Origin of the sequence: Streptomyces sp. NBC_00012 (assembly GCF_045040875.1) — a bacterium.
Taxonomy (GTDB): Bacteria; Actinomycetota; Actinomycetes; order Streptomycetales; family Streptomycetaceae; genus Streptomyces.
In genome coordinates, this window is record NZ_CP108309.1 from 7,630,994 (window position 1) to 7,647,090 (window position 16,097).

Here is a 16,097-nt window from a genome sequence, read left to right on the forward strand (position 1 = left end):
GGCCATCAAATCTCGGTCGTTGTTCAGAGTGGTGCCATGGACACCGAATTCTCGATGGCGCCCCCGACGACAACCCGGTCCAGGGCGCTGGCCACCGAAGCCGTGCACGCCGGCCGCGACGATCTCGCGGCCCTCGGGCTGCACGCTCCGCCGATCGATCTGTCCACCACCTACCCCTCGTACGACTCCAGGGGGGAGGCGGAGCGGATCGACACCTTTGCCGCCACCGGTGCGAGGCTCGAAGGGCCGCCGGTCTACGCACGGCTGGACAACCCGACGACCGCCCGGTTCGAGACCGCGCTCGCCCGGCTCGAAGGCGCCGAGAGCGCCGTTTCGTTCGCGAGCGGAATGGCGGCGCTCACCGCCGTGCTGCTGGTCCGCGCGAGCATGGGGCTGCGCCATGTGGTGGCCGTCCGGCCGCTCTACGGGTGCAGTGATCACCTGCTCGGCGCCGGACTGCTGGGCACGGAGGTGACCTGGACCGATCCCGCGGGCATCGCCGACGCGATCCGTCCGGACACCGGGCTGGTGATGGTGGAGACCCCCGCCAACCCGACGCTCGCCGAGGTCGACATCCGTGCGATCGCCCACTCCTGCGGCTCGGTGCCGCTGCTCGTCGACAACACCTTCGCCACCCCGGTACTGCAACGGCCCGTCGAGCACGGCGCCCGGATCGTGCTGCACAGCGCCACCAAGTACCTGGGCGGACACGGCGATGTGATGGGCGGGGTCGTCGCCTGCGACGAGGAGTTCGCGGCCCGGCTGCGGCAGGTGCGTTTCGCCACCGGCGGGGTGCTGCATCCGATGGCCGGGTATCTGCTGCTGCGCGGCCTGGCCACGCTCCCGGTGCGAGTACGGGCGGCGTCCGCGAGCGCCGCCGAGCTGTCCCGCAGACTGACCGCCGATCCGCGCATCGCCAGGGTCCACTACCCGAAGCTGGGCGGTGCGATGGTCTCCTTCGAGGTGTACGGGGATCCGCACCGGGTGATCTCGGCCGTGCGGCTCATCACGCCCGCGGTGAGCCTCGGCAGTGTGGACACCCTGATCCAGCATCCTGCTTCCATCAGCCACCGCATCGTGGACGAGGGGGACCGGCAGGCCGCCGGTGTCGGGGACCGGCTGCTGCGTATGTCGGTCGGCCTGGAGGACGTCGAGGATCTGTGGGCCGATCTGTGCCAGGCGCTGAGCGCGCAGGATGCCGGACGCGAGCCCTCCGGGCCCGGGTCCGCCGCGGCCGAGGAGTCAGCGACCGGCCTGCTCGTACGGGGGCAGTGAGCGGACCGGCGTCGCGTCCAGCCGGGCCGTGATGACCAGGGTGCCCTCCTCGATCTGGTAGTCCAGCGGCAGCGACAGCGCGCGCATGGCCGCGACCATGCCGGTGTTGGACGACTGGGTGACGGCGTAGACGCTGTCGCAGCCTGCCTCGACGGCGAGCGTCACCAGGCGGCTCAGGAGCTCGGAGCCGATGCCGCGACGCTGCCAGTCGTCCTCGACGAGGAGGGCGACTTCGGTCTCGTCGCCGTCCCAGAGGAGGTGACCGAGCGCCACCAGCCGTCCCGAGGCCGTCTGTACGGCCAGTGTGCGGCCGAAGCGGGGGCTGAGCAGGTGGTCCAGGTAACGGTCGGCGTCGTGGACCGGCCCGTGGTAGCGCAGTCGCAGCGTCTGCTCGGAGCAGCGGTCGTGCATCGCGCGTGCTGCCCCGAGGTCACCGCGGTCCGCGCGGCGCACGGTGATGTCGTTGCCCTCGGGCAGGGTGAGCACGTGCTCGCTGCGCGGGACTCGGGGGCCGAGCCGGGCATCGAGCTCGACCAGGGCGCGGGCCCGGGCGAACTCGGTCGGCGTGAACGGAAGACCGGGCCGTTCGATGGTGATGGCACCCCCGGACGGGTCACGCAGCCTCATCACCGTCTCCTCCAGTACTCCTTCGACGGGTACGGTCTCACCGGTCGCCCGGCCGGTGATCGAGACGGCGGGCAGCGAGTGGATGGTGCAACGGCCGAGCAGCTGCCGCAGTGCGAGGGGAAGCTCGGCCGCGTCCAGGGCGGTGCGGGTGGCGAGGCCCAGCACACGCGTCGGGGCGTCGACCAGATCGTGCGTGTCGGCCCGCTCGATCCAGGTCGAGCTGCCTCCGGCGGCGGAGATCGCTCGGCTCAGCTGCTGCGCCTGGAGCGGGGCGGGCGCCCGCAGCAGGAACTCGTCGACCGTGCCCCGGGCCAACGGGTGCGTCTGCAAGGTGAGGATGTCCACCCGGTGCCGGGCCAGGGCACTGCACAGCGCCGCCAGGCTGCCGGGGGTGTCCCGCACCGTGGTCCGCATCCGCCACAGTGTCGTGTCCTCGGGGGACGGGGTGGGTCCCGCGGCGGCGGGCATGTCCACCGCCGCGATCGCGGCGACGTCGGTGCCATGGCCCGGGACCGTGCTGCCGCCGTCCCCCTCGGCGAGGAGGCCGGTGCCGGTCGGAGGCGGGGCGTGGCTGTGCCGCCGGGCCCACCAGGTGTGGAACGCGGCCGTCACGGCCAGAGCCACGGCCGAGGCGATCAGCAGGTACGGTCCGTCGGGCTGGTGTCCGATCAGGTTCGCGATGGCGTCGGCCACCGCGACCGCGGTGAACAGTGCGGCGAGCTCGGTCACGTCCCGCCGCCAGTGGTGGGAGCGGCGGGCGGTCTTCGCGGATGTCACATCAGTCATGGGCATCACTCTGACCGAGTGTTGTTGCCTGACCACGAACGCTCTGTGACTGATGGGTTAAGTATGGATCTAGTCCGCTATCACCCACTTTCGCCGTATTGATGGACTGTGGTGCGGCTGCTTCCGCCTCGGGCTGTCATGTCCGTTCCGAGCCCTGCTGCTCCCAGGCTGCCTTCAGCCGGACCGCCTGACGTACCAACTGCGATGATCCGCCGCGCGCGGCCGTTTCGGCGAGCCCGGGTATCGGCTCCCCGCCACCCACCGCACCGCAGTGCTCCACGCACTCGGCGGCCACGGAGAGCAGGTCGCTCAGTCCGCGAGGCGCCTTCTCCTGCGCCAGCAGCCCTGGCAGAGCGCCGGTCAGCGCGGACAGCACCGTCCGGTACGCGCCGGTGGCGGCCGCGGTACGAGAGGAATCCGCGAGGCGGTTGGGCTTGATCAGACCGTTTCCGAGCAGGTCCGCCAACTGCTTGCCGAGCAGTGTCGCGTCGAGCTGCTGCCGGGTGGCGAGCATCAGCAGGGCGTCCACCGCCGACAACCGGTCCTCCGGATGACGTGCCCCCAGCCCGTACGCCACCATCAGGTGGACGGCCTCGCCCGCGGGCGCGTCGAGTTCGGCGAGCAGCAGGAGCGGCCCGAGGGTGTCCCGCATCTCCTCGATCACACCGGTCGCGATGTTCGGCAACAGCCAGGCGGCCAGTGTCTCGGCGTCCTCGGGCAGGGTGGCGGTCCACTGGTCCGGGTGGGCGTCCCAGTGGTAGCAGTGGCGATGTTCCGGAACCTGCGGGCGGCCCAGCCAGTGGAAGGAACGGGGGAACTCCTCCTGGATGAAAGGGCGTTCCTGGCTGGCCATCAGGGCGCGGGAATTCCGTACGACCGTCTGCCCGTCCCGGACTCTCTTCTCCAGATCGAAGCGGTGCACCCGCGCGAGCGGCTCGTCGGCTCGCAGCCATGCGGCCAGCCGGTCACCTTCAGGGGTGCCGAGCAGCGCCGCCGCCTCCGCGGCCCCGTGCTGATCTGCGCGCCGTACACGCAGCAGTGCCTGGGCGAAGTCGGCCTCGCCGGGCCGGACCCCGAGCTGCTGATAGGTTCGCAGCCGTTCGACCAGCACGGCCGGGTCGAGCGAGCCGGTGTGCCAGGTGGGGACGGCCAGCAGGAACGGAGTGCCGCCGCTCAGCACCGCTCCGGCGGCTTCCCACAGCCGGGCTTTCAGGATCCCGGTCAGCGCGGCGTGGACGCACGTCCCGGTGCCGGTCCAGGAAGCACGCTCCTCCTGCACGGCCCGTGCCGACACCCGTCCGAGCAGCGTGGCCACGACGATCCTGATCTGCGCCTCCGAGCGAAGCTGCCGCTCGGCCCGCGACTGCGGTTCGTCCTCGAGCCACCACTCACCCGTCAGCGCGTCACGCAACGCGTCGGTCAACGCCGACCGGTCGGTGTGGGCATGGCGGACGAGACCGTCCAGGGCCCTCTCGAAGGCGGTGACGTCAGGCGTCGCCGATCTGATCAGGGTCACCACCTCCTCGACCAGTTCGGGCAGCGTCGCAGGCGCCGGATCGAGGGGCTGCGGGGACGGTGCCGGGGGCAGCAGCTCCTCGTATTCCTCCGTACCCGACGTCCCGGCCACCGGACCGCCGAACACCTCGGCCACCATCGTGCGGTGCGCCGGCCCCAGCAGCGCGGCCGACAGAGCGAGCTCCTCCCTGACCGGGGCGCCGGCGGCGGGCAGATACCGGGCCACGAGTTTGAGCGCCCGCTCCTGGATGTCTATGTCCTCGTGCTCGAAAGCACCCGCGACGACGGGCAGCAGCTCGTCGGCCGCCGACGTCTCGCGGCGCAACACCTTGCCGAGCAGCACGAGCTGGGACCGGACCAGCTTCTTCTCGGTGCGGAACAGCACCGACGCCGAGACATCCGCCAGGGTCCGCACGGAAATCTCACCGCGTCCGTCCAGCCGGGCGAGCACCCCCTGGGCGTGACCCGCCACGGTGGAGGTGCCGTCCGCGGCCATCCCGATCCAGTCCGCGAGCCGCTCGGTCTCCTCCTGCTCGGTCAGCTCGAGCTTGCGCAGAAGACTCAGGAAGAAACGCAGTTCGTTGAGCTTTCCGCCACGCAACAGCCTGGTCACACAACCGTCGACGAGTACCGACCGCTCCAACAGGCCCTCTTCCGGGAGTGCGGCCAACGTGTTGGCCCACTGGCACGGATCGTTCGCATCGTCGGGCCAGAGCATCTGTGACGGCAGCTCCGTCACCTCGAAGATCCGCGGCAGGAGAGCGGACGCGTACGGGTCGGTACGGAGCACCTCGACAAGTGGCCGTGTCCTGCGCCGATGCCACTGCGCCATCGAGATCGCCTCGGCCCAGCCCACCACGAAACCTTCCGTCGTGGGCACGGGACACTGCGCCTTCTTCACCAGCCCGGAGATCAGCTCGTACATGGTCTCCGCGGTCGCGGGCCGGGCCGCCAGCCGATGCGCGACGTCGCCGAGCCACTCCGGGTCACGGTCCGCGAGGACCGCGAGGACCAGGGGATAGGGCGGGCGGTTCCAGCTGACCAGATCCCGGCCGGCGATCCAGGTGACGCATCCCGCGGCGCCCGTGTGGCAGCCCGCACCGGCCACCAGCAGGGCCTTGCGGACCCGGTCCTGCTTGTCCCAGCGCCAGCTCCGTACCTCCTTCCGGAGCGCCTTCAACTCGGCCAGCGCCGCTCTGCGTTCCGCCAGGTCCATTCCGGCCAGCACATCCGGCACGTCATGCGCGCGCGATTCCCGTACGGCGGTGAGGAGCTCCTTCATCGGACACCCCCGGCAACCGGAGCGCCGCGGCGGACCATACGGACAGCCAGGGCGTGCTTGCACGGGCCCCGCCGTCCTCGGTAGTCCGCCCACCACTGGCAGGTGCAGCAAAGCATTCCGTCCTTCTCCCTCACCTGATAGCGGCGTTCTCCCGAGGTCACGTTCGCCACGTCCTGGTCGAGCGCGACCGCACCCGAGCCGGCCAGCTGCCGGGCCGCCACCAGGCGCGGATTGTGCCGCTCGGCCCGGTCGGCGTCGTAGGGCAGCTCGCGGTGGAAGTAGGCCGCGTCCGCGAGGTCGTAGCCGACCCGGCCCGCCGTCCCCAGCCGGGTGAGCGCGGCCCGTACCCGCTCCACCGTGAGACCCGACTGCTCCGCCAGGTCGGTGGTGTCGATCCGGGGCTCCCAGGCCAGCAGCACGGACACCAGCTCGGCGTCGGCCGCCGCGTCATCGGTGGCCAGCGCGTCGAGCACGCCGCCCTCGCCCGAGAAACCGCGCGAGGCATCGGGCGAGAGCGTCAGCGTGAGGCGCATGCCGGGCAGCACGACCTCCCAGGCACTCGCGGTCGCCGCCCCGTCGGTGACCGGCCCGTACACCCGCAACGACGTGGCATGACGCAGCACCCGCTGCAACGCCACCAATCGCTCCGGTCCCGGCAGACACACCGCCCCGGCCACCGGCCGGGTCGTCGGCCGAAGCGTCTTCCCGGCGGGAACCACCCATCGGGCGCCCCGCGAGGCGTTCCCCGAACGCGGCAGCGAACGGAGGAACCGGACGGCCTCGGCGGCCGGCAGCTCGGCCCGCAGATCAAAACCCACCGACACCACCTGGGCCTCGGCGAAGCCGCGCAGCCAACGGTCGGGCAGCGGCACCTTCTTCTCCACGACCGGGCCGTCCAGTGTGGTGACGGCCATCTCATCCGGGCCCACCCGCAGATGCAGCGGATCGTCCCCCGCTATCCGCGAAAGTGCCTCCCGCAGCGGATTGTTGACGTCCACATTCGTCGTGCCATGCCCCGTCCGCGCACCGTCCAGGCCGTCCTGCAGCACATCGAGGCGTGCGTACACCCCGCAGCAGCCGGAGAAGGACTCGAAACGCAGCCGGTCGCCGTTGCCCGTCACCACCGGGTCGAGCGACGCGGGCAGGGTGCGCTGGTAGTAGCGCGTGGACGCCACGTCCGCCACGGCCAGCAGGCCCCGGGCGGCGATGGCCGGCGAGGTGAGGAAGCCGGAGAAGAACCGGGGATGGGACTCGGCACCCCGCGGTGTGAGGCCACCGGAGGTCTCCAGTCCGAGGAGCTGCCCCGACTGCGAGGGCTCCAGGGCGGACGGGCGTGCGTAGGCCAATGCCTGAACGGATCGGGTCATGGAAAAACCGTAGATCCCACCACTGACAATCGGCCCCCGGCCATCGCCCGGGGGCCGGTCGCCGGGCGCAGGTTCACTGACCGACGCGCCCCGGCTGCAGCACCTTGCTGAACAGTACGGAGCCGCCCTGCGCCCGCAGCCGCACGGTCAACTCGCCGCTGTCGCCGTCGATGTCGACCTCCCCGAAATACTGCGGCGACTCCATCGGCGACACGTTCGCCCGGTCCGGCGCCCGTACGAAGACCCGGTCGGGACCGAACGTCGCGTCGAGCGCGTTCGCCTGGAACTGACCGGCGGCCAGCGGCCCCGACACGAACTCCCAGAACGGCGCGAAGTCCTTGAACACCGCACGCTCGGGCTCGTAGCGCTGCGCCGACGTGTAGTGCACATCCGCAGTCAGCCAGACCGTGCCGGTGATCCGGCGGTGCTTGATGTACCGCAGCAGTTCCGCGATCTGCAGCTCACGGCCGAGCGGGGCCCCGGGATCGCCCTGTGCGACCGCCTCGAAGTCCGTCGCGCCGTCGGTCACCACCAGGCCCAGCGGCATGTCGGCCGCGATGACCTTCCACACCGCGCGGGACCGGGACAGCTCGTGCTTGAGCCACCGCAGCTGCTCTGCGCCGAGGATGCCCGTCGTGTCATCGGGCTGCCGGCCGGGGGAATTGGCATTGCGGAAGGACCGCATGTCGAGCACGAACACATCGAGCAGCGGACCGTGCCGCACCACGCGGTGCATCCGGCCCTCCCCGGACGCGGCGTGCAGCGTGGACACCGGGAAGTACTCGCGGAACGCCCGCGTCGAACGGGCCGCCAGCACATCCACGTTCTTCTCGGTGTACCGGGGGTCGTCGAGGATCTGCCCCGGATACCAGTTGTTGCGCACCTCGTGGTCGTCCCACTGAACGATCGAAGGGACCTGTGCGTTGAACTCACGGAGGTTGTGATCGAGCAGGTTGTAACGGAAGTTCCCGCGGTACTCGGCGAGGGTCTCGGCGACCTTCGCCTTCTCCTCGGTGGTGACATTGCGCCAGACCCGCCCGTCGGGCAGCGTCACGCTCGGCTCGATCACCCCGTCCGCATAGATGTTGTCACCACTGCACAGGAAGAAGTCCGGATCGAGGCGACGCATCTCGTCGTACACCGCATAGCCGCCGATGTCCGGGTTGATGCCCCAGCCCTGTCCCGCGATGTCGCCCGACCACAGGAAGCGCACCCCGTCGCGGCGCCGGGCCGGCGCCGTCCGGAAGGTTCCGTGCACCGGCTCCCCGGTGCGGCGGGGGTCGTGAGGATCGGCGAGCGTCACCCGGTAGTGCACCTGCTCGCCCGGCGGCAGCCCGTACAGCGGAGTCGTCCCGGTGAAGTCGGTGCCGGAACCGACGAGCGGACCGTGCCAGGTGCGGGCCCGCCGGAACGACTCCGTCGCCGATGTCTCCACGATCATCCGGGCCGGCCGGTCCGACCGCACCCAGACCAGCGCGGACGACGAGGTCACATCGCCCACCTGCACACCCCACGCCGCGCGCGGCCGGCCGGACAACGCGAAAGCGGGGGCAGCCGCGGCCACCGCAGGGAGCGCGAGAGCGGCCGACGCGGCGAGCGAACCGCGCAGCACACTGCGGCGGGCGGGGGACGGAAAACGCGGAGCGTACGACATCGAGGCGCCTCCGGGGCGTGGTCGGCGGGACGAACGGTGACCGGTCGATCGACTCCACCCTTGTTCCCGTCGGCGGCGCGCACACCAACCTCAGATGAACACCCGGCCACAGCCCCCGCCGGTGGCCGGTCCTCCCGCGTCCCGTTGCGCCGCCGCCAGCAGACGCACGCCCCGCTCGATTTCGGTCGGCGCCAGATGGGCGTAACCGAGCACCAGGCGCACCGCCCCGTCCTCGCCCGGCACATTGCCGCAGGCACCCAGCGGCCGCAGGGCGACTCCGGCATCGGCCGCGCGCGCCATGAACACCGGCTCCGGGCCGTACTGCTCGGGCAGCTCGGCGATGATGTGGAGACCCGCGGCGATCCCGCTCACCTCGGTTCCGGGGAAGTGCTCCGCCAGCAGCGACGTGAGGGTGTCGCGACGCTCGCGATAGGCGCGCTGGCAGCGGCGCAGCTGCCGGTCGTAGCCGCCCCCGGTGATGAAATCGGCGAGGACCGCCTGGTCGACGGCCGGATTGCCCAGATCCATCGTGCGCTTGCGGGCGACGATCTCGTCGGTCATGGCCGCCGGTGCGAGCACCCAGCCCAGCCGGAGCCCGGGAGCCAGCGATTTGCTCACCGAGCCGGTGTACGCGACGTGTTCCGGGTCGAGCCCCTGCAACGCGCCGACCGGCGCGCGGTCGTAGCGGAAGTCGCCGTCGTAGTCGTCCTCCACGATCAGCCCGTCCGTGGCACGCGCCCAGTCCAGAAGCCGGCCGCGACGGGCGGCGGAGTAGGCGATCCCGGTGGGGAACTGGTGCGCCGGTGTGGTGACCACGGCGCGCACGCCGGAGCGCTCGAGGGGTTCGGCCGCCAGTCCCTCGGCGTCGAGCGGCAAGCCGATGGCGGTGATGCCCGCGGATGCGAACAGCGCGGCATGCTCGGGGCTCCCCGGGTCCTCGACACCGACGGTCCGAACTCCACGCCCGTGCAACACGAACCCCAGCAGAGTCGTCGCCTGCGCCACACCGGAACACACCACCAGGCGCTCCGGATCGGCGACCACCCCACGGCGCCTGGCCAACAGGGCGGCCAGGGCGTCCCGCAGACCGGGCAGACCACGCGGATCGGGATAGCCGAGCGCGCCGTGCGGCAGCCGGCCGAGCACCGAGCGGTGGGTGGCGGCCCAGGCACTGCGTGGGAACAGCGAAAGATCGGGTGTTCCGGGCCGGAAGTCCACACTCACGTCCTCGGCGCGCGGAGCGAGATCACGCGCCTTCGGCACCGGAGCCCGGACCCCTTCGCTCACCCAGGTGCCCGCGCCACGTCCGCTGCGCAGATAGCCCTCGGCGGTGAGCTGCTCGTACGCCTCGGTGACCAGCCCCCGCGACACCCGTAGATCAGCGGCGAGCGCACGACTGGACGGCAGCCGCGTACCCGGAACGAGACGGCCGGAACGCACGGCTTCGCGCAGGGCCGACTGCAGAGAACGACCGCGCCGACGGGCCGGCTCCGCGGCGGCCGGAAGCAGCAACTCCCAGGCAGCGGTACCGAACTCCCCGCTCCGAGAGCGGTCCCGCTGCGGATTGGTCCCCGAAGACGTCATAGGAGTGGACCTTAAACCCAATACCGTTCAGTTAGTGGCTTGGATGGTGATGTGGGGGCTGTGTTTGGGCTGGGGCCAGTGTGTGTGGTGGGAGCGTTTCGCGGCCCATTTCAGGACTTTGCGTTTGACGACTCGGGGGTGTGAGCGTTTTCGGCGTGTTGGGTTGAGGTGTTGGGTGAGCCATCGGATGGCGTGATGCCAGATCGCGTCGGCTGCGTCAGCGCCCGGAGGGGGGAAATGCGCTCTGCGCGACTGAACGGCGAGCGATGCGGAGGGCTTTGACGAAGGAAACTCTGTCGGGGTCGTGGCCGGAGAGTGCGGCAGTGTCGGCCATCAGGGTGCGGATGGCGTAGTGGCAGCACAGGTGTCCCCAGATTTCTTGCTGGACAAGGTCGGGGGCTTTCGAGCGCAGTACCGCGCGGGGCCCGCGCTGGTGGGTTTTCAGCTCGTCGAAGGTGGTCTCGATCTCCCACCGTTGGGCGTAGGCGGCTGCGAGGTCCTCGGCGCCGGCCTCGGCAGGGTCGAGGATCGTGGTCAACAGCCGGTACTCCTCGGCGTTGTCCCGGCCGTCATCGACCGTGTAGTCGATCACTCTGACCGTGAGCGGCTCCGTCGTGGCCCGGTTCGTGCCCGACGTCGGGACGATCCGGGCCAGCCAGGACCCATCGGCCAGGGTTTCCAGATACCGGGGCCGCAGGCTCGTCTTCACTCGCCAGAGCAGATCCGCACCCGTGGCCGCGGCCTGCTGCCAGAGGCGGAACCCGTAGAAGCCCCGGTCTGCCAGGACCAGCTGGCCCGGCTCCAGCCGCCCGACGAGCTGCCGGGACAACTCGATCTCCGACACGCTGCACGGGCCGGTGGCAGCGTCGAAGACCACATGGGTGCCGCATTCCGCCAATGCCACCAGGCGGGCCTGCGGAAACGCGGCCCGCTCCCCCCGGCTGGAAGCGGGCCGCCCGAAGAACTCCGCGTTGGCTGCCGTGTCTGCCACATCCAGGCACGTCCCGTCGATCGCCACCAGGCGACGCCCGGCCAGCCACGACCCCGGCGTGCCAGGCCCCGCCAGCGGACGCGCAACCCGAGCGAAGAGATCCCGCACCGGCTCGAACCCCAGACGAGACCTGGCCTGGAAGATCGCCGACTTCGAGGGCGGCGTGAACGACTCCGACCACCCCGACGCCCACGACAGCCCGTCCGTGAGCTGCGCGAACACATCCTCGTAGGAGCCATCCGAATACAGCGCCATCCCGATCGAGAAGTACGCCATCACCCGTGCGGGCAACGACCGGTGACGCCGCTCGGTACGCCCCGCCTCCTCGATCACCGCGTCAACCACATCCGCGGGAAACACCCGCGTCAGCAACCCCACAGACACCAAATCCGACAACCGGACATCAGACGACGGCTTCACCCAACCAGAACGCGGCATCCCCCACGATAACCCAGAAGCACTTAACTGAACGGTATTGACCTTAACCGGACCGCTGGGTTGCCTAGCGTCGATTCCATGAACATCAGCTCTCTGCGCGGGGCGCTCCTGGCCGCCTTCGCCTGCATCCTCGTGGGTGCTTCCTTCACCGCCAACAGTGTTCTGGGCGAGTACCCGTACGCGGGCGGCCAGGCGCTGCGCTACGGCCTCGCGGCGCTGCTGCTCGTGCTCCTCCTGGCCCGGGACAAGCAATCCCGGCCGGCCGCCGTGCTGCGAACCGTCACGCGGCGCCAGTGGGGACGGCTCGCGCTGCTGGCCGCCATCGGCATGGTCGGCTTCAACCTCGCTGTGCTCGGCGCGGAACGATCCGCGGAACCCGCGGTTCCAGGGGTGTTCGTGGGCTGTGCCCCGATCTTCGTCGCCGTACTCGCACCGCTCATGGACCGCCGCCGGCCCACGCGCACGGTCCTGTACGCGGCCGCGCTCGTCGCCGTCGGGGCCTTCGTGGTCCAGGGCTGGGGCCGTACGGACCTGGCAGGCATCCTCTGCTCGGTCGGCGCACTGGCGGGCGAGGTCGGGTTCGCCGTCCTCGCCGTACCGGTCCTGCGGCCGCTCGGACCGAAGCTGCTGTCCGCCACGGTCTGCGGCATCGCCGCCGCGGAGTCGGTCTGCCTCGGCCTGGTCCTGGACGGCAGCGGTGTTCTGCGGACGCCCACCGAGGCGGAGGCGATCGCGCTGCTGTGGCAGGCGGCCGTCGTCACCGTGATCGGTTTCGTCTGCTGGTACATGGGCGTGCAGCGCATCGGCGCCGAGCGCGCCACGCTCTTCTCCGGCCTGATCCCGGTCTCCGCCGCGCTGACCGCACCGTTCGTCGGCGCCGGTTCGTACGGCACCGCGCAGGTCGGCGGCAGTCTTCTGGTCGGGCTGGGGGTCGCCCTCGGATCGGGCGTCCTGGCCCGGAGCGGAGTGGCCCGGCGTACGGGGACAGTGCCTGATGGGTCGTCAGCGGCTGGTGTCGAGGATGACGCGTGCCACGAGCGCCGGATCGTCATTCATCGGCACATGACCGCAGCCCGGAAGCCGGACCAGCCGGGCGCCGGGGATGGTGTGCTTGGCCCTGATTCCCTGCCGGCGCGGCAGGATCCGGTCCCGACTGCCCCAGGCGACGGTCACGGGCAGCCCCGGCGCCGGTCCGTTCATACGCCACGGACACCGCCCGGGGTCCTTGAGCCGAGTCGACGCTGAACGAGACCGTGGTGGCCATGCTGGTGCTCCCGGGGTGATCGGGCATGAAGGGGCCATGCCTGAAGGCGACTTAGACGTCTCGTCAATAACAATTACCGTTCAGTAGGCCGCAGTTCAAGAGGGGCGGGCGATTCGCGCTGGACAGGGTGCGGGCAGGTCGGCTGGGATGGGGGAGTGACAGCCGACACCGCGACCGAGGTCTTCGAGAGCCACCGCCCCGTGCTCACCGGAGTTGCCTACCGCATGCTGGGCCGGATCGCCGATGCCGAGGACGTGGTGCAGGAGGCCTGGCTCCGCTGGTCCTCCGCGTCCCGTGAGGACGTGCGGGAGCCGCGTGCCTTTCTCGTGAGGATCACCACCCGCCTGGCCATCGACCGGCTGCGTCAGGTGCAGTCACGGCGCGAGGCGTACGTCGGGCCGTGGCTGCCGGAGCCGGTCGTCACCGAGTTCGGGCCGTCCGTGCCCGACAGTGCGGAGCAGGCGGTGCTGGCCGACTCGGTGTCGGTCGCCGTGCTGGTCGTCCTGGAGTCCCTGTCGCCGCTGGAACGAGCTGTCTTCGTGCTGCGCGAGGCGTTCGGCTTCCCGCACGCGGAGATCGCCGCCGCCCTTGACCGGACCGAGGCCGCGGTGCGCCAGCTGGCGGGACGTGCGCGGCGCCATGTGGAGGAGCGCAAGCCGCGCTACGACGTCGACCCGGCGCGGCGCCGTGACCTCACCGAGCGGTTCCTCGCCGCGGCGACGGGCGGCGACATCGAGGAACTGCTGGCCCTGCTCGCGCCCGACGCCCGGCTCGTCGGGGACAGCGGCGGAAAGTCCAGGGCGCCGCTGCGGATCATCGAGAGTGCCGACAAGGTCGGCCGCTTCCTCTTCGCCGTCGCCCACGACCAGGTCGAGGAACTCGACTTCCGGTTGCTCGAACTCAACGGCGGACCGGGGCTGCTGCTGTTCCTGGGTGGAAAAGTCGACTCGATCGTTCAGCTCGACATCGAGGACGGGTTCATCCAGTGCGTATATATCGTGCGCAACCCTGACAAGCTCACCCGCTTCGCCGATCTCTGGGAGGAGTAGCCGGTCCCTGATCGCCGGTCCCTGCACCGCCCGGGTTCGAAGCCCCACGTCCGCCCGGCCGTGGGGCTTTTTGCTGCGCTCGCCTCACGGCGTCACGAACGTCCTGTGAACGCTCTGCGGCAAGCACCCGTTTCGCTGCGTGACCGACCGAGGATTGGTCTTGACCAAGGGTGTGTACCGTCCTATGGTCTCAACGTTAAGACAGGAACCTTTAATAAATAACGTCGCGGAATAGCCGCTGGGTGATTGCGGAGGACAGGGTGGGGACCACGCAGCTGGAATCGGTGCAGGAGCCGAAGTACTGGCACCTCAAGACCGTGCTCAGTGAGGCACTCGACTCGGACTTTGCGGTGGGGGAGATCCTGCCCAACGAGCGCGAGCTCGCCGCCCGGTTCGGAGTCGCCCGAGCCACGCTCCGGCAGGCTCTGGAGCAGCTCGAACTAGAAGGAAGGCTGCAGCGTCGCCGCGGCGTCGGGACCACCGTCGCGCCGCCGCGCGTCGGGGTCGCAGTCTCCACGGCACAGCGGGACTGGTCCGGCGGAGGCCCGGCGGAGGCCTGGCAGCCGGTGGACTGCACCACGGCGGTCGCACCGTCGTCGGTAGCGGCCGTGCTCGACGTGGAAGCCGACGAGCCGGTACACATCGTGCGCCGGATCCGGGTGACTCACGGGCAGACCGTCGCGGCGGAGCTCCTGTACGTCCCGTCGTCGTCCGTGCCCGAACTCTCCGCGATCGACGCCCCGTCCGGGCCTGCCCGGGCCCGCCGTGTCCTGCGGGAACTGCACCGCCTCGGCCTCGACGGCCAGGACCGGTCGGTGGAGCTCGGCTCGGCACGTGTCGACGACGCCAAGGAGCTCGACCGGCTGCCCGGTGCCCCCGTGCTCGTCGTCACCACCCGCTACCTCGCGGCGGGCGGCATCGCCGCACTCTCCGTCGCCACGTACCGGGCCGACACCTGCCGGCTCACCTTCGGTGACTCGGGCGACCTGGAGATCAGCCACCACGACCAGGAGCGCCAGGCATCCTGACCGAGGCCGGCTCCACCGGTCCACGCCGGCAGGCACTGTTCGCCGGCAGGCACGGCCCGTCGCAGTCAGCGGCGGGCCGTCACCGTTCCCTCCACCGCGAAGAGCTGCTCCTCGACGTGGTCGAGAGCCAGCCGTAGCGCACCGGTGGCCACTGCGGCCTCACCGAGCAGCGACAGTGTGACCCGGGGTGGCCGGAGGCAGTAGCGGTTCAGTTCGCTGCGGAGCGGATCGAGTACACCGTCCAGCCCGGTGGCCCAGCCACCCACCACCACGAGCTCGGGGTCCAGCGCCAGCACGAGCGCCGCCACATCGTGCACCAGGCGCTGAATGAACCGCTCGACAGCGGCCTGAGCCCGGGCGTCACCGCGCCGGGCCTCCGCGAACACGTCGGCGACCGCGCGCTCGTCCAACGGATCCAGCGGGGTGTCCGTCGTGGACAGAAGCCGCTCCGGGGTCACTTCGCGGCCGAGCAGATGCAGCGCGCCGATCTCGCCCGCCGCGCCCCCGAACCCGCGGTGCAGCCGCCCGCCGATCAGTGAACCGGCGCCCGGGCTCAGCCCCGCCAGAACGAACACGATGTCGTCCGACTCGGTGGCCGCCCCCTTCCAGTGCTCCGCGACCGCCGCGGCATTGGCGTCGTTCTCGACCAGCACGGGGCAGCGGAAGGAGCGCCGCAGCCGCTCACCCAGCGCGAGTCCCGTCCAGCCGGGCAGGGCGGTTCCCAGCCGAACGGTCCCGTCGGCCTCCACGATGCCGGGACTGCCGACCCCTACCGCGCGCAGACTGCTCCTGGCCACGCCCGTCCGTCGCAGAAGGTCGGCCACCACGGCCCTGACCTTGTCGAGTCGATCGTCGGCGCAGGCGGTCTCCGACACCTCACGGGCGCCCGCGCCGATGATCCGGCCGTCCAGCCCCGACAGCAGCGCGGAGACGCGGTGCGGGCCGATCTCGATGCCGAGCAGATGCCCGGCCTCCGCACGGAACCGGAACCGGCGGGCAGGCCGCCCCTGGCGTCGGGTCTCGCCCCCGTCGGGCACTGACTCGACGACCAGTCCGGCCTCGAAAAGCCCCTCCATGACACCCTCGACCGTCGGGCGGGACAGTCCGGTGATCCGGGTCAGGTCCGTCAGAGTCGGGGAGTCGGCGCCGCGCAGAGCGTGCAGCACCACCGCGGAATTGATGCGTCGCAACAGCGACGGATCCCCACCGGTCAGCCGGCCCACGGTGTGTCCTCCCA

At 70.9% G+C, this 16,097-nt stretch carries 11 protein-coding genes and 1 pseudogene; 4 read left to right on the top strand and 8 right to left on the bottom strand.

The features are described 5' to 3' along the window. Positions 1 to 36 precede the first annotated feature (36 nt). Positions 37 to 1,275: a trans-sulfuration enzyme family protein gene (locus tag OHA19_RS34625; protein WP_405710068.1), complete on the top strand. Its 1,239-nt coding sequence runs from the start codon at positions 37 to 39 to the stop codon at positions 1,273 to 1,275. On the opposite strand, the gene OHA19_RS34630 is transcribed toward OHA19_RS34625, so the two are convergent. The 6 genes from OHA19_RS34630 to OHA19_RS34655 form a co-directional block, all read right to left on the bottom strand. Further along, positions 1,243 to 2,679, bottom strand: coding sequence for a GNAT family N-acetyltransferase (locus OHA19_RS34630; protein WP_405753347.1), 1,437 nt, complete (start codon positions 2,677 to 2,679; stop codon positions 1,243 to 1,245). The two genes, OHA19_RS34625 and OHA19_RS34630, sit on opposite strands and share 33 nt — an antisense overlap. Before the next feature lie 145 nt (positions 2,680 to 2,824). After that, complete coding sequence (locus OHA19_RS34635; RefSeq protein ID WP_405710065.1) at positions 2,825 to 5,485, bottom strand: DUF6493 family protein; 2,661 nt, start codon at positions 5,483 to 5,485, stop codon at positions 2,825 to 2,827. Further along, positions 5,482 to 6,852 (bottom strand): SWIM zinc finger family protein, encoded by a 1,371-nt coding sequence (locus OHA19_RS34640; RefSeq protein ID WP_405752798.1) that lies wholly within the window; start codon positions 6,850 to 6,852, stop codon positions 5,482 to 5,484. The genes OHA19_RS34635 and OHA19_RS34640 overlap by 4 nt, the downstream gene beginning before the upstream one ends. Positions 6,853 to 6,925: 73 nt before the next feature. After that, a complete protein-coding gene (locus OHA19_RS34645; protein WP_405710059.1) occupies positions 6,926 to 8,506 on the bottom strand; it encodes an alkaline phosphatase D family protein in 1,581 nt (526 codons plus the stop codon). A 90-nt stretch (positions 8,507 to 8,596) separates the two neighbouring features. Beyond that, complete coding sequence (locus OHA19_RS34650; protein WP_405710056.1) at positions 8,597 to 10,090, bottom strand: PLP-dependent aminotransferase family protein; 1,494 nt, start codon at positions 10,088 to 10,090, stop codon at positions 8,597 to 8,599. A gap of 217 nt (positions 10,091 to 10,307) precedes the next feature. Continuing rightward, the gene (locus OHA19_RS34655; RefSeq protein ID WP_405752801.1) at positions 10,308 to 11,519 is read right to left on the bottom strand and encodes an IS4 family transposase; all 1,212 of its coding nucleotides are present in this window, start codon (positions 11,517 to 11,519) and stop codon (positions 10,308 to 10,310) included. A gap of 78 nt (positions 11,520 to 11,597) precedes the next feature. Between OHA19_RS34655 and OHA19_RS34660 the strand changes: the two are divergent. Continuing rightward, a pseudogene (locus tag OHA19_RS34660) lies at positions 11,598 to 12,446 on the top strand (DMT family transporter); the annotation flags it as partial. A gap of 75 nt (positions 12,447 to 12,521) precedes the next feature. Here the strand turns inward: OHA19_RS34660 and OHA19_RS34665 are convergent. Next, the gene (locus OHA19_RS34665; protein ID WP_405753348.1) at positions 12,522 to 12,821 is read right to left on the bottom strand and encodes an alpha/beta fold hydrolase; all 300 of its coding nucleotides are present in this window, start codon (positions 12,819 to 12,821) and stop codon (positions 12,522 to 12,524) included. Between the two features lie 117 nt (positions 12,822 to 12,938). Between OHA19_RS34665 and OHA19_RS34670 the strand changes: the two genes are divergently transcribed. Then, on the top strand, positions 12,939 to 13,832 hold the full coding sequence (locus OHA19_RS34670) for an RNA polymerase sigma-70 factor (RefSeq protein ID WP_405752804.1): 894 nt from the start codon (positions 12,939 to 12,941) through the stop codon (positions 13,830 to 13,832). A 260-nt stretch (positions 13,833 to 14,092) separates the two neighbouring features. After that, positions 14,093 to 14,860 carry a GntR family transcriptional regulator gene (locus tag OHA19_RS34675; RefSeq protein WP_405710047.1) on the top strand — a complete coding sequence of 256 codons (768 nt, stop codon included), beginning with the start codon at positions 14,093 to 14,095 and terminating at the stop codon, positions 14,858 to 14,860. Between the two features lie 65 nt (positions 14,861 to 14,925). Here OHA19_RS34675 and OHA19_RS34680 read toward each other — a convergent pair whose 3' ends face one another. After that, positions 14,926 to 16,083 carry an ROK family protein gene (locus OHA19_RS34680; protein ID WP_405710044.1) on the bottom strand — a complete coding sequence of 386 codons (1,158 nt, stop codon included), beginning with the start codon at positions 16,081 to 16,083 and terminating at the stop codon, positions 14,926 to 14,928. Positions 16,084 to 16,097 lie beyond the last annotated feature (14 nt).